Origin of the sequence: Rhizobium sp. WSM4643, assembly GCF_025152745.1 — a bacterium.
GTDB lineage: Bacteria > Pseudomonadota > Alphaproteobacteria > Rhizobiales > Rhizobiaceae > Rhizobium > Rhizobium leguminosarum_I.
Genome location: NZ_CP104040.1, coordinates 1,504,093 through 1,522,278, shown reverse-complemented (window position 1 = coordinate 1,522,278; position 18,186 = coordinate 1,504,093). Strand labels below are relative to the sequence as shown.

The window sequence follows — 18,186 nt, the reverse complement described above, 5'->3', positions numbered from 1 at the left end:
CCTCAAAATGCGATGGTCGGCGGCAAATTCCCGGGAGCCGCCTCCCTCGCTTAAACGAGAATAACCGCTGGATGCGGCGAAACTTCCCTTCCGGGCCGACACGGATACGGCGCCCGGTGGGACCGGCGTGCGCCGCATTGGCAGCGCACGCCCTATCAAGTGCTTACTCGGCCGCGTCGGGCAGCTGAGCTGCCTGCGCCTCGTCAAGCTTGGTGTTCTCGAGCTCGACGCTGAGGCCCAGCGAGCGCATTTCCTTGACGAGCACGTTGAAGCTTTCCGGAATACCGGCTTCGAACGTGTCGTCTCCGCGGACGATGGCTTCGTAGACCTTGGTGCGGCCGGCGACGTCATCCGACTTCACCGTCAGCATTTCCTGCAGCGTGTAGGCCGCGCCGTATGCTTCGAGCGCCCAGACTTCCATTTCGCCGAAGCGCTGGCCGCCGAACTGCGCCTTGCCGCCCAGCGGCTGCTGGGTCACGAGCGAGTAAGGACCGATCGAACGAGCATGGATCTTGTCGTCGACCAGATGGTTGAGCTTCAGCATGTAGATGTAGCCCACCGTCACCTGGCGGTCGAACTGCTCGCCGGTACGGCCGTCATAGAGCGTCGACTGACCGCTATCCTTAAGACCTGCCAAACGCAGCATGTCGTTGACGTCGGCTTCGTTCGCACCGTCGAAAACAGGCGTCGCAATCGAAACGCCGCGCTTCCACTGGTCGGCGAGACGCAGAACCGAGTCGTCGTCGAACTCGTGGACCTGTTCGGCCTTGGGGCCATCTCCGACAACATCGCCGATGGTCTTGCGCAGCGGCTCGATGTTCCCATTGGCCTTGTATGCGTCGATCAGTTCGCCGATCTGGCGACCCATGCCGGCGCAAGCCCAACCCAGATGGGTTTCCAGGATCTGGCCGACGTTCATACGCGAAGGCACGCCGAGCGGGTTCAGAACGACGTCGACATGCGTGCCGTCTTCGAGGAACGGCATGTCCTCCACCGGCACAATGCGCGAGACGACGCCCTTGTTCCCGTGACGGCCGGCCATCTTGTCGCCAGGCTGGATCTTGCGCTTTACGGCGACGAAGACCTTGACCATCTTCATGACGCCAGGGGGCATTTCATCGCCGCGCTGGACCTTTTCGACCTTGTCCATGAAGCGCTGTTCAAGGCGCGACTTGGATTCGTCGTACTGACCGCGAAGCGCTTCGAGCTCGCTCTGGACCTTTTCGTCTTCGACCGCGAACATCCACCACTGCGAGCGGGGATATTCGGAGACGACGGCGTTCGAAAGCTCGCTGCCCTTCTTGAAGCCCTTCGGGCCAGCAATAGAGGCCTGGCCGCGCAGCATTTCGATCAGACGGCCGTAGACGTTACGGTCGAGGATCGCCTGCTCGTCGTCACGGTCCTTTGCCAGACGCTCGATCTCTTCGCGCTCGATCGCCATCGCGCGCTCGTCCTTTTCAACGCCGTGGCGATTGAAGACGCGAACTTCGACGATGGTGCCGTAGGTGCCAGGCGGCATGCGCATGGAGGTGTCGCGCACGTCGGAGGCCTTTTCGCCGAAGATGGCGCGCAGAAGCTTTTCTTCCGGCGTCATCGGGCTTTCGCCCTTCGGCGTGATCTTGCCAACGAGGATATCGCCCGGCTGAACTTCGGCGCCGATATAGACGATGCCGGCTTCGTCGAGGTTTTTCAGCGCTTCTTCCGAAACGTTCGGAATATCGCGGGTGATTTCCTCAGGACCAAGCTTGGTGTCGCGTGCCATCACTTCGAATTCCTCGATGTGAATGGAGGTGAACACGTCGTCGGCAACGATACGCTCGGAGAGCAGGATCGAGTCTTCGTAATTGTAGCCGTTCCAGGGCATGAACGCGACGAGCGCGTTGCGGCCGAGCGCCAGGTCGCCGAGATCGGTCGATGGGCCGTCGGCGAGGATGTCGCCGCGGTTGACCTCGTCACCGACGGTGACCAGCGGGCGCTGGTTGACGCAGGTGTTCTGGTTCGAACGCTGGAACTTCTGCAGACGGTAGATATCGACGCCGGACTTGCCGGCTTCGAGGTCTTCCGTAGCCCGGATAACGATACGCGTCGCGTCGACCTGGTCGACCACGCCGCCACGGCGGGCGCCGATGGCAGCACCCGAGTCACGGGCGACGACCGGCTCCATGCCGGTCCCGACGAACGGAGCTTCGGCACGCAGCAGCGGCACTGCCTGACGCTGCATGTTCGAGCCCATCAGCGCGCGGTTGGCGTCGTCGTTTTCCAGGAACGGGATGAGCGCGGCTGCGACCGAAACAACCTGCTTCGGCGAGACGTCCATCAGGTTCATGCTGTCGCGCGGAGCGAGCATAACTTCACCGGCATGACGGCAGACGACGAATTCATCGACGAAGGACCCGTCAGCGTTCATCTCGGCGTTGGCCTGGGCGACGTAGTACTTCGCCTCTTCCATGGCGGAGAGGTAGAGCACGTCGCTCGTCACCTTGCCGTCGACGATCCGGCGGTACGGGCTTTCGATGAAGCCGTACTTGTTGACGCGGGCAAAGGTCGCAAGCGAGTTGATCAGACCGATGTTCGGGCCTTCCGGCGTTTCGATCGGGCAAATGCGGCCATAGTGGGTCGGATGCACGTCGCGGACTTCGAAGCCGGCGCGCTCACGGGTCAGACCTCCCGGGCCAAGAGCCGAAAGACGGCGCTTGTGGGTGATTTCCGAGAGCGGGTTGACCTGGTCCATGAACTGCGAGAGCTGCGAGGAACCGAAGAATTCGCGCACGGCGGCGGCTGCCGGCTTGGCGTTGATCAGATCCTGCGGCATGACCGTGTCGATCTCGATCGAGGACATACGTTCCTTGATCGCGCGCTCCATACGCAGCAGGCCGAGACGGTACTGGTTTTCCATCAGCTCGCCGACCGAACGGACGCGGCGGTTGCCGAGGTTGTCGATGTCGTCGATCTCACCCTTGCCATCGCGCAGTTCGACCAGCATCCTGACCACGGCCAGGATGTCGTCCTTGCGCAGGATGCGGACGGTGTCTTCGACGGTCAGGTCGAGGCGCATGTTCATCTTGACGCGGCCGACGGCGGAGAGGTCGTAACGCTCCGCATCGAAGAACAGCGAGTTGAACATGGCTTCCGCCGATTCCATGGTCGGCGGCTCACCCGGACGCATGACGCGGTAGATGTCGAACAGAGCGTCCTGACGGTTCTCGTTCTTGTCGGCTGTCAGTGTGTTGCGGATATAGGCGCCGACATTGATGTGGTCGATGCCGAGAACCGGGATCTCGTCGAAGCCGTTCGCCAGGATGATGCCAAGCGTCTTCTCGTCGATTTCGTCGCCAGCCTCGAGGTAGATTTCACCCGTCGAGTAGTTGACGATGTCACCGGCAAGGTAGTTGCCGTAAAGATCGTCGTCGGCGGCCTTGAGTGCCTTCAGGCCCTTGTCGGAAAGCTGGCGCAGCAGGCGCGGGGTCAGCTTCTTGCCGGCTTCCACGACGACTTCGCCGGTATCGGCGTCGACCATCTCGGTGATCGCCTTGGCACCCTTCAGCGTTTCCGGCTTGAAGGGAATACGCCAGCCTTCGCCGTCGCGCTTGTAGAGCGACTTCGTGTAGAAAGTGTCGAGGATTTCCTCGCCGTCCATGCCGAGCGCCATCAGCAGCGACGTCACAGGGATCTTGCGGCGGCGGTCGATACGGGCGTAGACGATGTCCTTGGCGTCGAATTCGATATCGAGCCAGGAACCGCGATAAGGGATGACGCGCGCAGCAAAGAGCAGCTTGCCGGACGAATGGCTCTTGCCCTTGTCGTGGTCGAAGAAGACGCCCGGCGAACGGTGCATCTGAGAGACGATGACGCGCTCGGTACCGTTGACGATGAACGTGCCGTTGTTGGTCATGAGCGGCATGTCGCCCATGTAGACGGACTGTTCCTTGATGTCCTTGATCGACTTCGCGCCGGTATCCTCGTCTATATCGAACACGATGAGGCGCAGAGTCACCTTCAGCGGCGCCGCATAGGTCAGGTCGCGCTGACGGCATTCGTCAACGTCGAACTTCGGCGGTTCGAATTCGTAGGACACGAATTCCAGCATCGATGCGCCGGAGAAATCGGTGATCGGGAAAACCGACTTGAAGACGGCCTGAAGACCCTCATCGGGCCGGCCGCCCTTCGGCTCTTCAACCATCAGAAACTGGTCGTAGGACGCCTTCTGAACCTCGATGAGGTTCGGCATTTCTGCGACTTCGGGGATCTTACCAAAAAACTTGCGTACGCGCCTGCGACCGTTGAACGAAAGGGTCTGAGCCATCGTCGCTCCTTCAAAATCTTGCACCCGGGCCTGCAACGGACGGGAACCGATGGCCAGTCGATCCCGTCAATCAATGAGTAGTTCAATCTCGTCCGACCCCGGAAAACGCTCAGCTCGGATTGCTGTGCTGCCCTCGGTGGGAGACCATCCTTTTGAAGAACCCATTACCCAAAAGCCGTTTCGACGCGGCTTTTGGGTAATTCGTTCAGAAAAACGGCAAATGGGAGGCAGTAGAAATACTGCCTCCCAAAAGCAGTTCAAGATTACTTGACGTCGGCCTTGGCGCCAGCGTCTTCAAGCTTCTTCTTGATGTCAGCGGCTTCAGCCTTGTTGACGCCTTCCTTGACAGCCTTCGGAGCGGCTTCAACGAGATCCTTGGCTTCCTTGAGGCCGAGACCGGTGATGGCGCGGACTTCCTTGATGACGTTGATCTTGTTGGCGCCGACATCCGTGAGGATGACGTCGAATTCGGTCTTTTCTTCTTCAACGACAGCAGCAGCAGCACCGCCACCAACGGCAGCAACAGCTACCGGAGCAGCGGCGGAAACGCCCCACTTTTCTTCGAGAAGCTTCGACAGTTCTGCAGCTTCCAGAACGGTCAGCGAGGAGAGGTCGTCAACGATCTTTGCGAGATCAGCCATTTTACTAGTTCCTTTTGTTCGGTTCGAACCGGTTGATTATAAACAGCGAAAAACCGCCTTACGCGGCTTCGTCCTTCTTGGCGTAGGCCGCAAACACGCGAGCAAGCTGGCTTGCCGGTGCTGCAACAACCCCAGCGATGCGGGTAGCCGGTGTCTGGATCATGCCCAGCAGCTTCGCACGCAACTCATCGAGCGAAGGCAGGGTCGCAAGCGACTTGACTGCATCGGCGTTGAGCGTGGTTGTTCCCATGGCGCCGCCCAGAACAATGATCTTGTCATTGGTCTTGGCGAAATCCATGACGACCTTCGGAGCGGTGATCGGATCGGTGCTGTATGCAATCAGCGTCTGACCCTTGAAGAGATTGGACATCCCTTCCGCTTCCGTACCCTGAAGGGCAATCTTGGCCAGGCGGTTCTTCGCGACTTTGACGGTGCCGCCAGCTGCGCGCATCTTCGAACGAAAATCGTTCATCTGCGCGACTGTGGCACCAGCATAGTGGGCCACGACAACTGAGCCCGAAGCCTTGAAGACTTCGTTCAGTTCCGTGACGAATTCGCGTTTTTCCGCTCTTTCCACTGCCTATCTCCAGTTGGCGGGACCGAAAATGGGCCCGCCGGTTGCCTTTTGCCTCCTGGGATCAAGCGAGATCCCAAGCGACGCTTGAGGATCCTGTCCCCCCGCGCTCTCGCGCCAATCAAGGCTAAAGAGGCACAAGGCATCCAAGGCTCGAACCGAGTTCCTAGAAGCGAACTTCTTGCAATTCGGGTCTTACCCGTCTCATGCAGGCTAAGTGATTAAGGGAAAACCACCTGCAATCTCGGACAGGATTCCGGATTTCTCCGGAATATTCCGGCCCCTTGCGAGGCCGGAAATTCAGTCGCCGGACTTAAAGCCCGGCATAAACTTATGCGGTCGGCGCTCCGGTGACGGAGCCGGGCTCGATCTTGACGCCCGGGCCCATGGTCGACGAAATCGCCACGCGCTTGACGTAGTTGCCCTTGGCGCCAGCCGGCTTCGCCTTGATGACGGCGTCAGCAAAGGCGCGGATGTTTTCTTCCAGAGCCTTGGCTTCGAACGAGGCCTTGCCGATACCGGCGTGGACGATGCCAGCCTTCTCGACGCGGAACTCGACAGCGCCGCCCTTGGAAGCCTTGACGGCACCAGCGACATCCATCGTAACGGTGCCGACCTTCGGGTTCGGCATCATGCCGCGGGGGCCAAGAACCTTACCAAGACGGCCGACGAGCGGCATCATATCGGGGGTGGCAATGCAGCGATCGAATTCGATCTTGCCGCCCTGGACGATTTCGACGAGGTCTTCGGCACCAACGATATCGGCACCAGCGGCCTTGGCTTCGTCAGCCTTGGCGCCACGAGCGAAGACGGCAACGCGAACCGTACGGCCCGTGCCATTCGGCAGGTTGACGACGCCGCGAACCATCTGGTCCGCATGGCGCGGGTCGACGCCGAGGTTCATCGAGACTTCGATGGTTTCGTCGAACTTGGCGACAGCCCGTTCCTTGACCATACCAATGGCCAGGGTGAGAGCGTAGAGCTTGGTGGGATCAACACCTTCGTTGATCTTCTGCGTGCGCTTACCAGCCATGATCTTAACCCACCACTTCCAGGCCCATGGCGCGGGCGGAGCCCTCGATCATCGCCATTGCACCTTCGATATCCGCTGCGTTCAGATCCTTCATCTTGGCTTCTGCGATCGACTTGATCTGAGCCTTGGTGAGGGAGCCGGCCTTGGCGCCCTTGCCGGGCGTCTTGGAACCGGATGTGATCTTCGCTTCCTTCTTCAGCCAGTAGCTGACCGGCGGCTGCTTCATCGCGAATGTGAAGGACTTGTCCTGGTAATAGGTGATGACGACCGGGATCGGCATGCCCTTTTCCATTTCCTGCGTGGCGGCATTGAACGCCTTGCAGAATTCCATGATGTTAATGCCACGCTGACCAAGCGCCGGACCAATCGGCGGGGACGGGTTTGCCGATCCTGCCTTGACCTGAAGCTTGAGCTGGCCTGCAACTTTCTTAGCCATATCTCTCTGCCTTTCATGAACGGCCGGTCGCCCGGCCCGTGATGCCGGATCTCTCCGGCGGCTGCGGTTGCGTGGTGCGGATCATTAGGGTCCGGCTAAGACCCCTCACCTTCCACGCGGGTGCGGACAACGTCCGCAGGAAACAGGCCGCAAGAGCCAGCCTCCAATTTCTGCAATCAGACCTTCTCGACCTGAGCGTATTCCAGCTCGACTGGCGTCGCTCGGCCGAAGATCGACACTTCCACCTTCAGGCGCGAACGCTCTTCGTCCACATCCTGAACCGTGCCGTTGAACGAAGCGAACGGGCCGTCGGAAACGCGGACCTGCTCGCCGATCTCGAAGGTAATGGAGGCCTTCGGCCGCTCGACACCTTCCTGGACCTGGCCGAGAATGCGCTCGGCTTCATAATCCGGAATCGGAACGGGCTTATTGTCGGAGCCGAGGAAACCTGTGACCTTCGGCGTATTCTTGATCAGATGGTAGGCTTCGTCCGTCAGATTGGCACGAACCATGACGTAGCCCGGGAAAAACTTGCGCTCGGAATCGACCTTGCGGCCGCGACGCACTTCCACCACCTTTTCGGTCGGCACGAGGATCTTCTCGAACAGGTGCTCAAGCCCTTTCTGGCGAGCCTTGTTCTCGATGTCTTCAGCCACCTTCTTTTCAAAATTGGAATATGCGTGGACGATGTACCAACGTGCCGCCATTTTCATCTCCACCCGTATCAGTTGCCGGTATTCAGCACGAAGCTCAGAGCCCAGCCGATCAGCTGGTCAGCGGCAAAGAAAAACAGCGCGGCGAAAACCACCATCACCAGCACCATGACCGTCGAGATCATGGTCTCGCGGCGCGACGGCCATGTAACTTTCGACGTCTCGGAGCGAACCTGCTGCAGAAACGCAAACGGATTGGATTTGGATGCCATCGACTGCCCACGCAATTACGGCGCGTAAAGCTGAAACTATCAGCCCCACGCACCGCGTGTCTGTTGAACCCTAAATAAACACCGATTTCCGAATACACAAGAGGGAAACCGAAGTTTAACGAAATTACTTACCACCAATCGATCCCCGGCCGGAAATGCCGCGAGCATGTGCGCGCTGTCCCGCATCCAGGAAAATGGCAGGGGCAGTAGGGCTCGAACCTACGACCTGCGGTTTTGGAGACCGCCGCTCTACCAACTGAGCTATACCCCTTCATACCGATCATTCAGCGCCTGAGCCAAGGCCCGCAAATCGCTGCTGAAAAGCATGGCGCTCCCTTTAAGACGGCGACAAGGGATTGGCAAGCACGATTTTCGATTTTCAAAGCCATTCTCCTGATATGCGAACGATCGGCTTTTCAATCGGCGACCAAGGTCGGTTCAGACCTTCACATATTTCCGCCAATCGTGCTCTTCCTTAAAGCCAAGCACCTCGCGGATCTTGCGGTTGGAGAGCAGGCCCTCATATTCGCCGATCTCGCGGGTGAAGGGCACGTTCGGGAAGAATCGCTTTGCGAGCTCCTTCGATGGCGTATTGGCCGAGACGGTGTCGTTGGCGGCATTGAACACCTGGTAGCCGAGACCGTCCTTCTCGACGCAAAGATGGCAGATCTGCCCGAGGTCGCGGGCGTCGATATAGCTCCAGGCGATACGCTTGCGCATCTCGGGATGGGCGAAATAGGTCGGGAACTTCTCGTATTCGTCAGGCTCGATGACGTTGCCGATGCGCAGCGCATAGATGTCGAAGCCCGAACGCTCGGCAAAGGCGCGCGCCGTCTTTTCGTTGACCACCTTCGAAAGGCCGTAGGAATCCATCGGATTGACGTCGTAGTCCTCCTCCAGCGGGAACTGGTGGAAATCGCGATGGCCTTCGGCAAAGCAGACTCCATAAGTCGTCTCGCTCGATGCCACGATAATCTTCCGGATGCCGAGCTTCACCGCCGCCTCGATGACATTATAGGTGCCCATCGTGTTGATGCGGAAGGTTTCGTTGTCGGGCTTGATCAGGATGCGCGGGATGGCGGCGAAATGCACGACGGCGTCGAAGGGCTGCACGCCCCTGCCCGCGTCGAGATCGGGAAAATCGCGATGCATCGAAAGCGCGTTGAAGACCTGACCGCTATCGGTGATGTCGGCGATGAGATTGGTGACGCCGGGGCTATCCAGCGGCACGAGATCGAGGTTGTGAACCTCGTAACCTGATTTGACGAGCCATGGCACAGCATGGCGACCTGCCTTGCCCGAACCGCCCGTGAACAGAATACGTCTCTTCATGGAATATCCTCCGCGTCATGAAATCGGAGGCATAGATAGACGCTTCCGCGCGAAGAGCAAGCGAGCGTCCGGCAGGGGTTCACCCCCGCGTCGCCAGGAGCATCCTATCCGGGAGCACCTGGCCAATCATTTCCGGTCACCGCAGAACCCTGCGATGGCCTGTAAGGGTCGTTACTTGACGACACTTACCTCATCGATCTGCACTCCGGCTGACTGAACAACCTCTTGCGGAATTGCAGCGATGAAAAACATCGTAAAAACATACATCGCGAATATCGTCGCAGCGAATGTGGCCTTGGGAATCATCCGGGCTCTCCTCTTTGCAAGGAGGAGTCTGGACTAAAATGGTCCAATCACAAACCGGTTTCTGAACGTGAGATGAACAAAATACTGTGACAGGCATATTTAACGATATTTTTACAACACCTGTTAAACCTACAAGAAGCCATGAAAATCAAAAACCCCGCTGTTTCCAGCGGGGTCTTCATAATTGCGGATAACTCGAAAGTTACTCGACGATCGAGGCGACGATACCGGCGCCGACGGTGCGGCCGCCTTCGCGGATAGCGAAGCGCAGCTTTTCTTCCATCGCGATCGGAACGATCAGTTCGACCGATACCGTGACGTTGTCGCCCGGCATCACCATCTCGGTGCCTTCCGGCAGCGTCACGATGCCGGTCACATCGGTCGTGCGGAAGTAGAACTGCGGACGGTAGTTGGTGAAGAACGGCGTATGACGGCCACCCTCTTCCTTCGTCAGGATGTAGGCTTCAGCCATGAACTTCTTGTGCGGCTTGACCGAACCCGGCTTGCACAGAATCTGGCCACGCTCAACGCCGTCACGGGTGACGCCGCGGATCAGCGCACCGATGTTGTCGCCAGCCTGGCCCTGGTCGAGCAGCTTGCGGAACATTTCAACGCCGGTCACCGTCGTCTTCGTCGTCGGGCGGATGCCGACGATCTCGACTTCTTCGCCAACCTTGACGATGCCACGCTCGACGCGGCCGGTCACAACCGTGCCGCGGCCGGAGATCGAGAACACGTCTTCGATCGGCAGCAGGAAGGGCAGGTTGATCGGACGCTCAGGCGTCGGGATGTAGGCGTCAACCGCAGCCATCAGCTCGCGGATCGCGTCTTCGCCGATCTTCTTGTCGGAATCTTCAAGAGCAGCCAGCGCCGAACCCTTGACGATCGGGATTTCGTCGCCCGGGAAGTCGTAGGACGACAGCAGTTCGCGCACTTCGAGCTCGACCAGTTCGAGAAGCTCGGCGTCGTCAACCTGGTCGACCTTGTTCAGGAACACCACGATTGCCGGAACGCCGACCTGGCGGGCGAGCAGAATGTGTTCGCGCGTCTGCGGCATCGGACCGTCAGCGGCCGAGCACACCAGGATCGCGCCGTCCATCTGGGCAGCACCGGTGATCATGTTCTTGACGTAGTCGGCGTGGCCGGGGCAGTCGACGTGCGCATAGTGGCGCGCCGGCGTCTCATACTCGACGTGCGCCGTCGAAATCGTGATGCCGCGGGCCTTTTCTTCCGGAGCCGCGTCGATCTGGTCGTACGCCTTGTACTCACCGAAGTACTTCGTGATCGCTGCCGTCAGAGACGTCTTGCCGTGGTCAACGTGGCCAATCGTGCCAATGTTGACGTGCGGCTTGTTGCGCTCAAACTTACTCTTTCCCATTTGAATGCTTCCTGTGAACGAAAATGGTGGCCCCGGCGAACCGGTTTAGTGCCGCCGTTTAAGGCTTTCGGCGAGATTGCGCAAGACTTAATTGCAGACGCCATTCTTGGCCTGAGAGCGCATATGGGAGACAATTCGCCGCCTGCAAGGCGATTCGCCAAAGCCCCCTCGAAAATCGCTGAAATCTTAAAGAAAATCGCATTGACCACCGAGGACGCGCCATAGACGTTCGGCGTCGAGCGCCCTTCCCTGCCAGCCGATAACCGCAATCATCAGCGTCTCCGCCAGCGCCGGAGACATCTTGAGATGACCGCGGCAGCGGTCGTATGAAGTGGCTTAACGGAAAATGGAGCGGGTAGCGGGAATCGAACCCGCGTATTCAGCTTGGAAGGCTGCTGCTCTACCATTGAGCTATACCCGCGGGGTGGTCCGATCCGATGACGAATGGTGGAGAGAGTTGGATTTGAACCAACGTAGGCTGAGCCAACGGATTTACAGTCCGTCCCCTTTAACCACTCGGGCATCTCTCCAGTTTTCGTCCGGATCGCAAGACCAAGTTCGTCAGACTTCGAAGCGTTGCCGCCCGTCGTCTGCGCCGCGTATATGACCGGAGCATTTCAGTCTGTCAACACGATGACAACGGAAAAAACACGAAAAATTTCATTCGCCACCGAAAGCCGGCATATGAAAGAAAGCCTATGCGGCGGCGAGCGCCATGGCTATAAAGCTGCATGAGCAAAGACAACAAATCCGGCGGCAAGACCGCGACAGACCCATCCGCCAAGGATACGCATTACGCCACTCTGCGGCGCGCCCACCGTGACGCCAAGCGCGAACGCGGCGAGATTCCGACGCCCCAGCCGCAGAAGCGCAAGCGCGGCGGCGAAGACTGGAAGCCGCCGGCGCTTGCGCCCGACCAGGTGCATCTCTATGGCCTGCATACGGTGCGCGCGGCCCTCGACAATTCCGAACGCAAGAAGATCAAGCTGTTCGTGACGCAGAATGCGCTCGCGCGCCTCGAAGTCGATGTCGAGGCGCTCGGCATTCCCTTCGAGATCGTCTCGCCGCAGGAGATCGACAAGGTGCTCGGCCCCGAGGCGATCCATCAGGGCGTTATGCTGGAAACAAGGCCGCTTCCGGTACGCCGGCTCGAAGCGCTGAAGGACAGCCCTCTCCTGCTCGTCCTCGATCAGGTGACCGATCCGCACAATGTCGGCGCGATCATGCGCTCGGCCGTCGCCTTCAACGCGGGTGCGGTCATTACCACGCAGCGACACAGCCCGACCGAATCGGGCGTGCTCGCCAAGTCCGCGTCGGGCGCGCTGGAGCTGATACCTTATATACAGGTCACCAATCTCGCCGATGCGCTCGGCGAATTGCACAAGCTCGGTTTCTCCACCATCGGCCTCGATTCGGAAGGGCCGGCGCCGCTCGAAGGCACCTTCTCCGGCGAGAAAGTGGCGCTGGTGCTGGGATCCGAAGGCAAGGGGCTTCGGCAGAAGACGCGGGAAACCGTGAACGCACTTGCCCGTCTCGACATGCCGGGCGCGATCAAATCGCTCAACGTCTCGAATGCGGCGGCGATCGCGCTTTATGCGGCGCGGCTCCGCTTGAAGGTATAGGCTGGCTGCGGGCAAAGGGTAATTGTCATGGTCCGTTTCCTCCCTAGACTGGTGGCTCCGGCAGCGGCGCTGCTTGTCTGTGGACTTGCATATGGACAGGGTATCGATCCCGATATTCTCAAAGCACAGGCCGGAACCTATCTCGTTGCCCCGGAAGACGGTGCGACCGGATGTCGGTTGACGCTGGAAACCGGCGAAGCGATCGGCGGCCATTCGGTCTCCGGTCAGGACTCCTGCATCATGCCGCTGCCGGCACTTGCCGAAGCCTACTCCTGGAATTTCGACGGCAATGGCGGCGTCATCCTGATCGATGCGACACGCAAGGTGCTCGCCCGTTTCGGCGAGAACGAAGGGCAGCCGATGAAGACTGAGGATGGCGCGCCGCTGTTGCTGATCGCCGCACCTGACGGCGTCGATCGCCTGCCGACTGTCGCCAGTCTTGCCGGGACATGGGCGATGCAAAGACCGGACGGCGAAAGGCTTTGCGGCGTGACGCTCAACGGCCGCGTCGATGCGGAGGGCAACGCGCCGCTGTCCCTTTCGGGAGACTGCGCTGCCAACGTCGCCAGACTGAAGCTCGCCCTCTGGCATATTGAGGGTTTCGGGCTGACGCTGATGAGCCTTGACGGTTCGTCGCTTGGCTTCGACATGCGCGCTGACGGCAATTTCGACAAATCGAAGGAGGAAGGCGGCAAGCCGCTTTCACTCGTTCGCCACTAACCCATAGTCAGTCGGCTCCGATGCCAGAAAAATCCACTTTTGCCTTGGAATGACGCCCCGGAGCACTATGATCGAGCAATGATCGGTTGCCGCAACCGGCCCAGAAGCAAGAAGGAACGATCCCTATCATGGCCATTCGACCACTGATTTTCGGTATCCTCTTCATCGCGGTCTTCGTCGTGATTATCATCAGCATCATCTGGGTGGACACGTCACACCCCATCCACCAGCCCGATCCTCTGTCGCCGACGGCGCCCGGCCCCGCGACGCCGGGACAGGTACAATAATTACTGGCAGGAAAGCGGACCGCGATCATGCGTTAATCCCGGAATCGAACGAGGATTGAACGCTTATGCGCATAATGATAGCCGTCGTCGCCCTCATGGCCGCCTCCGTGCCCAGCATCGCGATGATGTCGCCCTCTCGCGCCGGACAGGCCGGCAATGGCGACAAGGATCGAGGCGAGCGTCAACGAACCCATCACTCAATGACTAGAGGCCCGGATTACCCGGGCCGTTATCGTCAGCTGCGGTAGAGCCAGAACGGCATGCCGCGATCGCGATCGCGCCACTCGCGGCGCTCCTGCCAACGCTCGGCACGCCACCGCCGCCAGTGACGGCGATCATCGCGCCAGTCGGAGCGGCGCCAGTCGCGCTCATCGCGCCAGCCACGGTCGTCACGATAGTCACGGTCGCGATCATGTCGCCAGCCACGATCGTCACCGTCGCGATCACCTTGCCAGCCATCACGGATTTGAACGATATCGCCCCGCGCCGTCACCGCCGGCCGCTCGGCCGGCATGGCGGCTGCCGGTGCGACGGACGCGAAAGCCGCACCGACGGAAATTGTTGCGGCGAGAAAGAGATGAGCGAGCTTCATGGCTGTTTCCTCATTGATGATGAGGCGAAGATATGCGGGCGCGCGTGAATTGGCGCTGAAGCAGCCCTTCACGCGCGGTTCATCAAGCGATGCGTGCCATCTGAAAAGATCTGCCGGTGCGAGATTGAGCGAAGCAGCGTCGAACCAACGCCATGAGTTGGCAGGCCGTATCGCCCGGAAAAGAATGGTGCCCCCGGCAGGGTTCGAACCCGCGACCCCCTGATTACAAATCAGGTGCTCTACCAACTGAGCTACAAGGGCGATAGTTGCCCCAACTAGCAGATTCTGTGATTCTGTAAAGGGAAATCCGCGGTCGCGCGGACAGGTATGCTGCAGCTCAAAACGCTTCGCGATAGAAAACGTCCTTGTCGCGCAAGGCCTTTATCCTTTAGCTAGGACAGCATCATAAAGGGCATTGCATGGGCCGTTCATTTCAGACGCTTTCCTTTCTCGCCTCACCAACGACGGAGGCGCTTGCCGCGCGCGAGGAGTTGATTGGCATCTATGGTGACGTCCCGGCTGACGAAGCCGACGTCATCGTCGCGCTCGGCGGTGACGGTTTCATGCTGCAGACGCTGCACAACACCATGAACTCGGGCAAGCTGGTCTACGGCATGAACCGCGGCTCGGTCGGCTTCCTGATGAACGACTATCGCAGCGAACGACTTCAGGAGCGCATCTGCGCCGCCGTCGAAAACGTCTTCCGGCCATTGCAAATGACGACGGCCAATGCCGACGGGACCAACTCGACGGCGCTCGCCATCAACGAGGTCTATCTTTTCCGCCAATCCTATCAGGCGGCGAATCTGAGGGTCACGGTAGACGGGCGTGTTCGCCTGGAGGAACTCATCTGCGATGGGTTGATGGTGGCGACCCCTGCCGGATCGACGGCCTATAATCTTTCCGCCCATGGCCCGATCCTGCCGCTCGAGGCGCCACTGCTCGCCATGACGCCGGTGAGCGCTTTCAGGCCACGGCGCTGGAGGGGCGCACTGCTTCCAAATAAGGTGACCGTCGATATCGACGTCCTCGAGCCGGTGAAGCGGCCGGTGAATGCAGTGGCCGACAATACCGAGGTCAAATCGGTGCTGCATGTCCGCATCGCCCAGTCGGAGCATATGACGGCACGCATCCTTTCTGATCCCGACCGCTCCTGGTCCGACCGTATCCTCGCCGAGCAGTTCAAGGATTGAGACGATGGCAATGCGACGGGTATTAATGACGAGCCTCCTGCTTGCGGGATGGAGCATTGCAGCGGAGGCCGCGTCCCTCCAGGATGCCATTCTGCCGGCATCGGTGATTTTCGCGACCAGCACCGGCTACTGGGAGGATGACGGCAACGCACCGGCGATTGAGCGCGCGCCGACGGGCGCCGAGAGCGTTGCCGACCCCGAAGGAAAGGCCGCGCAGCGCCACGGCTATTACAAACTCTTTGCCGTGCGCCAGCCGGACAGGACTTCGAAGGTTTATCTGCAGCAGATTGCCCAGACAGAGACCGGCCCGGTGATCGCCTCGACCATCGAGCTGCAGGAGTTCAGCGAACTGAAGCCTTACGTGACCGATATCCGCCCTGAGAATTCGAACGGCATCATCAAGGAACCAGGGCTCTTCGCCACGGTCTATCTGAAGACCGACCCTGCGGCCGAGCCGGATGGCTGGACCGTGCTAATCGACGAATTCGGCGACATCACCGTGGAGAAAGCGACGAATTGACGGGCTTGGAAGTGTTCAGCGAGGCATCCAAGAGATGAAACTGGGCTTTCGTGACGGCGTCCTCTCCGACGAGAAAAGGTCGAACTGGGACGCAGCCGGCCCCAGACCCATCAGTTGGTCCCTCTGGTATCCCGCCGCCGATGACGCGCGAGAAAGCGAAATGCCGGAAAGAAGCTGGTTCCAGAAAGCGGCCGTCGCCCGCGATGCCGCGATCCGACCGCAGGCCGTGCCCTATCCCCTTGTTCTTCTGTCGCATGGCACTGGCGGATCCGCGGCCGGACTGGAGTGGCTGGCGCGACGCCTGGTCGATCGCGGATTTGCAGCGCTCGGCGTCAGCCATCACGGCAATACCGGCATCGAGCCCTATCGCGCTGAAGGCTTTGCCTGCCTTTGGGAGCGGGCGCCGGATCTAAGCTACATGCTCGACCATTGCGACGACTGGCTCAGCGATCTCTCAGGCCATATCGATACGAACAGTGTCTTCGCAGCCGGATTTTCGGCCGGAGCCTATAGCGTGATGCTGCTGCTTGGGGCTGTCGCCCAGTTCTCGCAGTTCGAACCGTCGAGGCTGAAAACGGGTGGCGCGCGCGGACCACGGGAGTTTCCCGACCTTGCCGATCATATCCCGGCATTGCTGCGCACCAGCGATGTATTTCGCGATTCGTGGTCCCGGATGTCGAAGTACTACCGAGATGACAGAATCAAGGCCGCACTCATCTGCGCGCCGGGCCGATCCGTTCTCGGGTTCAGCGAGGAAAGCCTGAAAGCCGTCGATGCGCCTGCCCTTATCCTGGTCGGTGATGCCGACAGGGCCGCTCCGGCCGAAGAATGTTCGTCGTGGCTGCATGCGCGGCTCCGGCGCAGCGCCCTTAAAATCTTCGGCGGCGGCCTCGGACATTATGTCTTCGTGCCAGAGGGCACAGCGCTCGGCCTCGCCTTTGCGGCAGAACTCTTTACCGATCCCCCGGGCATCGAACGCGCAGCCGTTCATGAAGAGATTGCCGATCTTTCGGCAGCGCTGTTTCAAAACGTCGATAAAACCGCGATGGCTTGAACAAAACAAAAACCCCGTCTCCGGAGCTTTTGTTGTCTCAATCCATCGTCAATCCGATCAGTCGACATCCTCGACGACCGCGTCGGCGGCGCCGCTGATGCGGTGAGCGAGTGCTGCTTCCATGAACTCGTTCAGGTCGCCGTCGAGCACATCATCCGGCGCGCTGCTGGCGACGCCGGTGCGCAAGTCTTTGACCATCTGATAGGGCTGCAACACATAGGAGCGAATCTGGTGGCCCCAGCCGATCTCGGTCTTGGAAGCGGCTTCGGCGCTGGCGGCATCCTCACGCTTCTTCAATTCCGCTTCGTACATGCGGGCGCGCAGCATGTCCCACGCCTTGGCGCGGTTCTTGTGCTGCGAGCGCTCCTGCTGGCACTGCACGACGATGCCCGTCGGAATATGCGTGATGCGCACGGCCGAGTCGGTGGTGTTGACGTGCTGGCCGCCGGCACCCGAGGAACGGTAGGTGTCGATGCGGCAGTCGCTTTCGTTGATCTCGATCTGGATCGAGTCGTCGACAACGGGGTAGACCCAGATCGACGAAAAGGAGGTGTGGCGGCGCGCGTTGCTGTCGTAGGGCGAGATGCGCACCAAGCGGTGCACGCCCGATTCCGTCTTCAGCCAGCCGTAGGCATTGTGGCCCTTGACGAGCAAGGTCGCGGACTTGATGCCGGCTTCTTCGCCGTCATGGACTTCGAGAAGCTCGACCTTGAAACGCTGGCGCTCGGCCCAGCGGGTGTACATGCGCAGCAGCATGTTCGCCCAGTCCTGGCTTTCGGTGCCACCGGCGCCGGAATGGACTTCGAGATAGGTGTCGTTGCCGTCAGCCTCGCCGGAGAGCATGGCTTCCACCTGGCGGCGCGCGGCCTCGGCCTTCAAGGCCTTCAGCGTATCCTCGGCTTCCTTGACGACGCTCTGGTCGCCCTCTTCCTCGCCAAGCTCGATCAGCTCGATATTGTCGTTCAGCTGCTGTTCGAGCTGCTTGACGCCATTGATGCCGTCATCGAGCTGCTGGCGCTCGCGCATCAGCTTCTGCGCTTCGGAAGCGTCGTTCCAGAGGTTCGGATCCTCAGCCTTGTTGTTCAACCAGTCCAGCCGTCTTATCGCCTGGTCCCAGTCAAAGATGCCTCCTCAGCAGGGTGATAGCCTGCTTGGTTTCATCGACCACGTTTTCGATTTCCGCTCGCATTATCCTGCTTCTCTATCTCGGTCTTCTCAAGTGCTGGTGACATAGAGACGCCCGCCGCGGATGTAAAGGGCCGCGGCGGGC

Annotated in this window: 18 protein-coding genes and 4 tRNA genes; 6 read left to right on the top strand and 16 right to left on the bottom strand. The window is 60.0% G+C overall.

Features of this window, described 5'->3' with window-relative positions; genetic code table 11:
• Positions 1-163: 163 nt before the first annotated feature.
• The 13 genes from rpoB to N1937_RS07650 all read right to left on the bottom strand — a co-directional run bounded on the left by rpoB (position 164) and on the right by N1937_RS07650 (position 11,458).
• Positions 164-4,303, bottom strand: coding sequence for a DNA-directed RNA polymerase subunit beta (rpoB, locus tag N1937_RS07710; RefSeq protein ID WP_170278542.1), 4,140 nt, complete (start codon positions 4,301-4,303; stop codon positions 164-166).
• Positions 4,304-4,566: 263 nt separating this feature from the next.
• On the bottom strand, positions 4,567-4,944 hold the full coding sequence (rplL, locus tag N1937_RS07705) for a 50S ribosomal protein L7/L12 (RefSeq protein ID WP_017963902.1): 378 nt from the start codon (positions 4,942-4,944) through the stop codon (positions 4,567-4,569).
• A gap of 58 nt (positions 4,945-5,002) precedes the next feature.
• A complete protein-coding gene (rplJ, locus tag N1937_RS07700; protein ID WP_003547522.1) occupies positions 5,003-5,521 on the bottom strand; it encodes a 50S ribosomal protein L10 in 519 nt (172 codons plus the stop codon).
• Between the two features lie 328 nt (positions 5,522-5,849).
• A complete protein-coding gene (gene rplA / locus N1937_RS07695; RefSeq protein WP_017963901.1) occupies positions 5,850-6,551 on the bottom strand; it encodes a 50S ribosomal protein L1 in 702 nt (233 codons plus the stop codon).
• Positions 6,552-6,555: 4 nt separating this feature from the next.
• Positions 6,556-6,987: a 50S ribosomal protein L11 gene (rplK, locus tag N1937_RS07690; protein WP_003547518.1), complete on the bottom strand. Its 432-nt coding sequence runs from the start codon at positions 6,985-6,987 to the stop codon at positions 6,556-6,558.
• A 176-nt stretch (positions 6,988-7,163) separates the two neighbouring features.
• Entirely contained in the window at positions 7,164-7,694 is a 531-nt protein-coding gene (nusG, locus tag N1937_RS07685) for a transcription termination/antitermination protein NusG (protein ID WP_003547516.1), read from the bottom strand.
• 17 nt (positions 7,695-7,711) lie between these two features.
• Positions 7,712-7,912 carry a preprotein translocase subunit SecE gene (gene secE / locus N1937_RS07680; protein ID WP_003547514.1) on the bottom strand — a complete coding sequence of 67 codons (201 nt, stop codon included), beginning with the start codon at positions 7,910-7,912 and terminating at the stop codon, positions 7,712-7,714.
• 195 nt (positions 7,913-8,107) lie between these two features.
• A tRNA-Trp gene (locus tag N1937_RS07675) sits at positions 8,108-8,183 on the bottom strand.
• 167 nt (positions 8,184-8,350) lie between these two features.
• Positions 8,351-9,244 carry an NAD-dependent epimerase/dehydratase family protein gene (locus N1937_RS07670; RefSeq protein ID WP_170283009.1) on the bottom strand — a complete coding sequence of 298 codons (894 nt, stop codon included), beginning with the start codon at positions 9,242-9,244 and terminating at the stop codon, positions 8,351-8,353.
• A 171-nt stretch (positions 9,245-9,415) separates the two neighbouring features.
• On the bottom strand, positions 9,416-9,550 hold the full coding sequence (locus N1937_RS07665) for a hypothetical protein (protein WP_017963898.1): 135 nt from the start codon (positions 9,548-9,550) through the stop codon (positions 9,416-9,418).
• Between the two features lie 202 nt (positions 9,551-9,752).
• Entirely contained in the window at positions 9,753-10,928 is a 1,176-nt protein-coding gene (gene tuf / locus N1937_RS07660; protein WP_017963897.1) for an elongation factor Tu, read from the bottom strand.
• 347 nt (positions 10,929-11,275) lie between these two features.
• Positions 11,276-11,349: transfer RNA gene (locus N1937_RS07655), tRNA-Gly, on the bottom strand.
• Between the two features lie 24 nt (positions 11,350-11,373).
• A tRNA-Tyr gene (locus N1937_RS07650) sits at positions 11,374-11,458 on the bottom strand.
• A 201-nt stretch (positions 11,459-11,659) separates the two neighbouring features.
• Here N1937_RS07650 and rlmB point away from each other — a divergent pair.
• The 3 genes from rlmB to N1937_RS07635 all read left to right on the top strand — a co-directional run bounded on the left by rlmB (position 11,660) and on the right by N1937_RS07635 (position 13,557).
• Positions 11,660-12,550: a 23S rRNA (guanosine(2251)-2'-O)-methyltransferase RlmB gene (rlmB, locus tag N1937_RS07645; protein WP_260058138.1), complete on the top strand. Its 891-nt coding sequence runs from the start codon at positions 11,660-11,662 to the stop codon at positions 12,548-12,550.
• Positions 12,551-12,577: 27 nt separating this feature from the next.
• On the top strand, positions 12,578-13,270 hold the full coding sequence (locus N1937_RS07640) for a protease inhibitor Inh/omp19 family protein (RefSeq protein ID WP_260058137.1): 693 nt from the start codon (positions 12,578-12,580) through the stop codon (positions 13,268-13,270).
• A gap of 128 nt (positions 13,271-13,398) precedes the next feature.
• On the top strand, positions 13,399-13,557 hold the full coding sequence (locus tag N1937_RS07635) for a hypothetical protein (RefSeq protein WP_003558513.1): 159 nt from the start codon (positions 13,399-13,401) through the stop codon (positions 13,555-13,557).
• A gap of 235 nt (positions 13,558-13,792) precedes the next feature.
• Here N1937_RS07635 and N1937_RS07630 read toward each other — a convergent pair whose 3' ends face one another.
• Positions 13,793-14,149, bottom strand: coding sequence for a hypothetical protein (locus tag N1937_RS07630; RefSeq protein WP_162117272.1), 357 nt, complete (start codon positions 14,147-14,149; stop codon positions 13,793-13,795).
• A 185-nt stretch (positions 14,150-14,334) separates the two neighbouring features.
• Positions 14,335-14,410 (bottom strand) — tRNA-Thr (locus N1937_RS07625).
• A gap of 158 nt (positions 14,411-14,568) precedes the next feature.
• On the opposite strand from N1937_RS07625, the gene N1937_RS07620 reads away from it, so the two are divergent.
• The 3 genes from N1937_RS07620 to N1937_RS07610 are packed head-to-tail and all read left to right on the top strand — an operon-like array spanning position 14,569 to position 16,916.
• On the top strand, positions 14,569-15,342 hold the full coding sequence (locus tag N1937_RS07620; protein ID WP_170256828.1) for an NAD kinase: 774 nt from the start codon (positions 14,569-14,571) through the stop codon (positions 15,340-15,342).
• Between the two features lie 4 nt (positions 15,343-15,346).
• Entirely contained in the window at positions 15,347-15,862 is a 516-nt protein-coding gene (locus tag N1937_RS07615) for a hypothetical protein (RefSeq protein ID WP_017963891.1), read from the top strand.
• A 34-nt stretch (positions 15,863-15,896) separates the two neighbouring features.
• Positions 15,897-16,916, top strand: coding sequence for an alpha/beta hydrolase family protein (locus N1937_RS07610; protein ID WP_017963890.1), 1,020 nt, complete (start codon positions 15,897-15,899; stop codon positions 16,914-16,916).
• A 57-nt stretch (positions 16,917-16,973) separates the two neighbouring features.
• Here the strand turns inward: N1937_RS07610 and prfB are convergent.
• Positions 16,974-18,105, bottom strand: a protein-coding gene (prfB, locus tag N1937_RS07605; RefSeq protein ID WP_012756997.1) for a peptide chain release factor 2 whose coding sequence is annotated in 2 segments (ribosomal slippage) — positions 16,974-18,035 and positions 18,037-18,105 — 1,131 coding nt in all. Because the reading frame shifts where the segments join, the coding sequence is not laid out codon by codon here.
• Positions 18,106-18,186 lie beyond the last annotated feature (81 nt).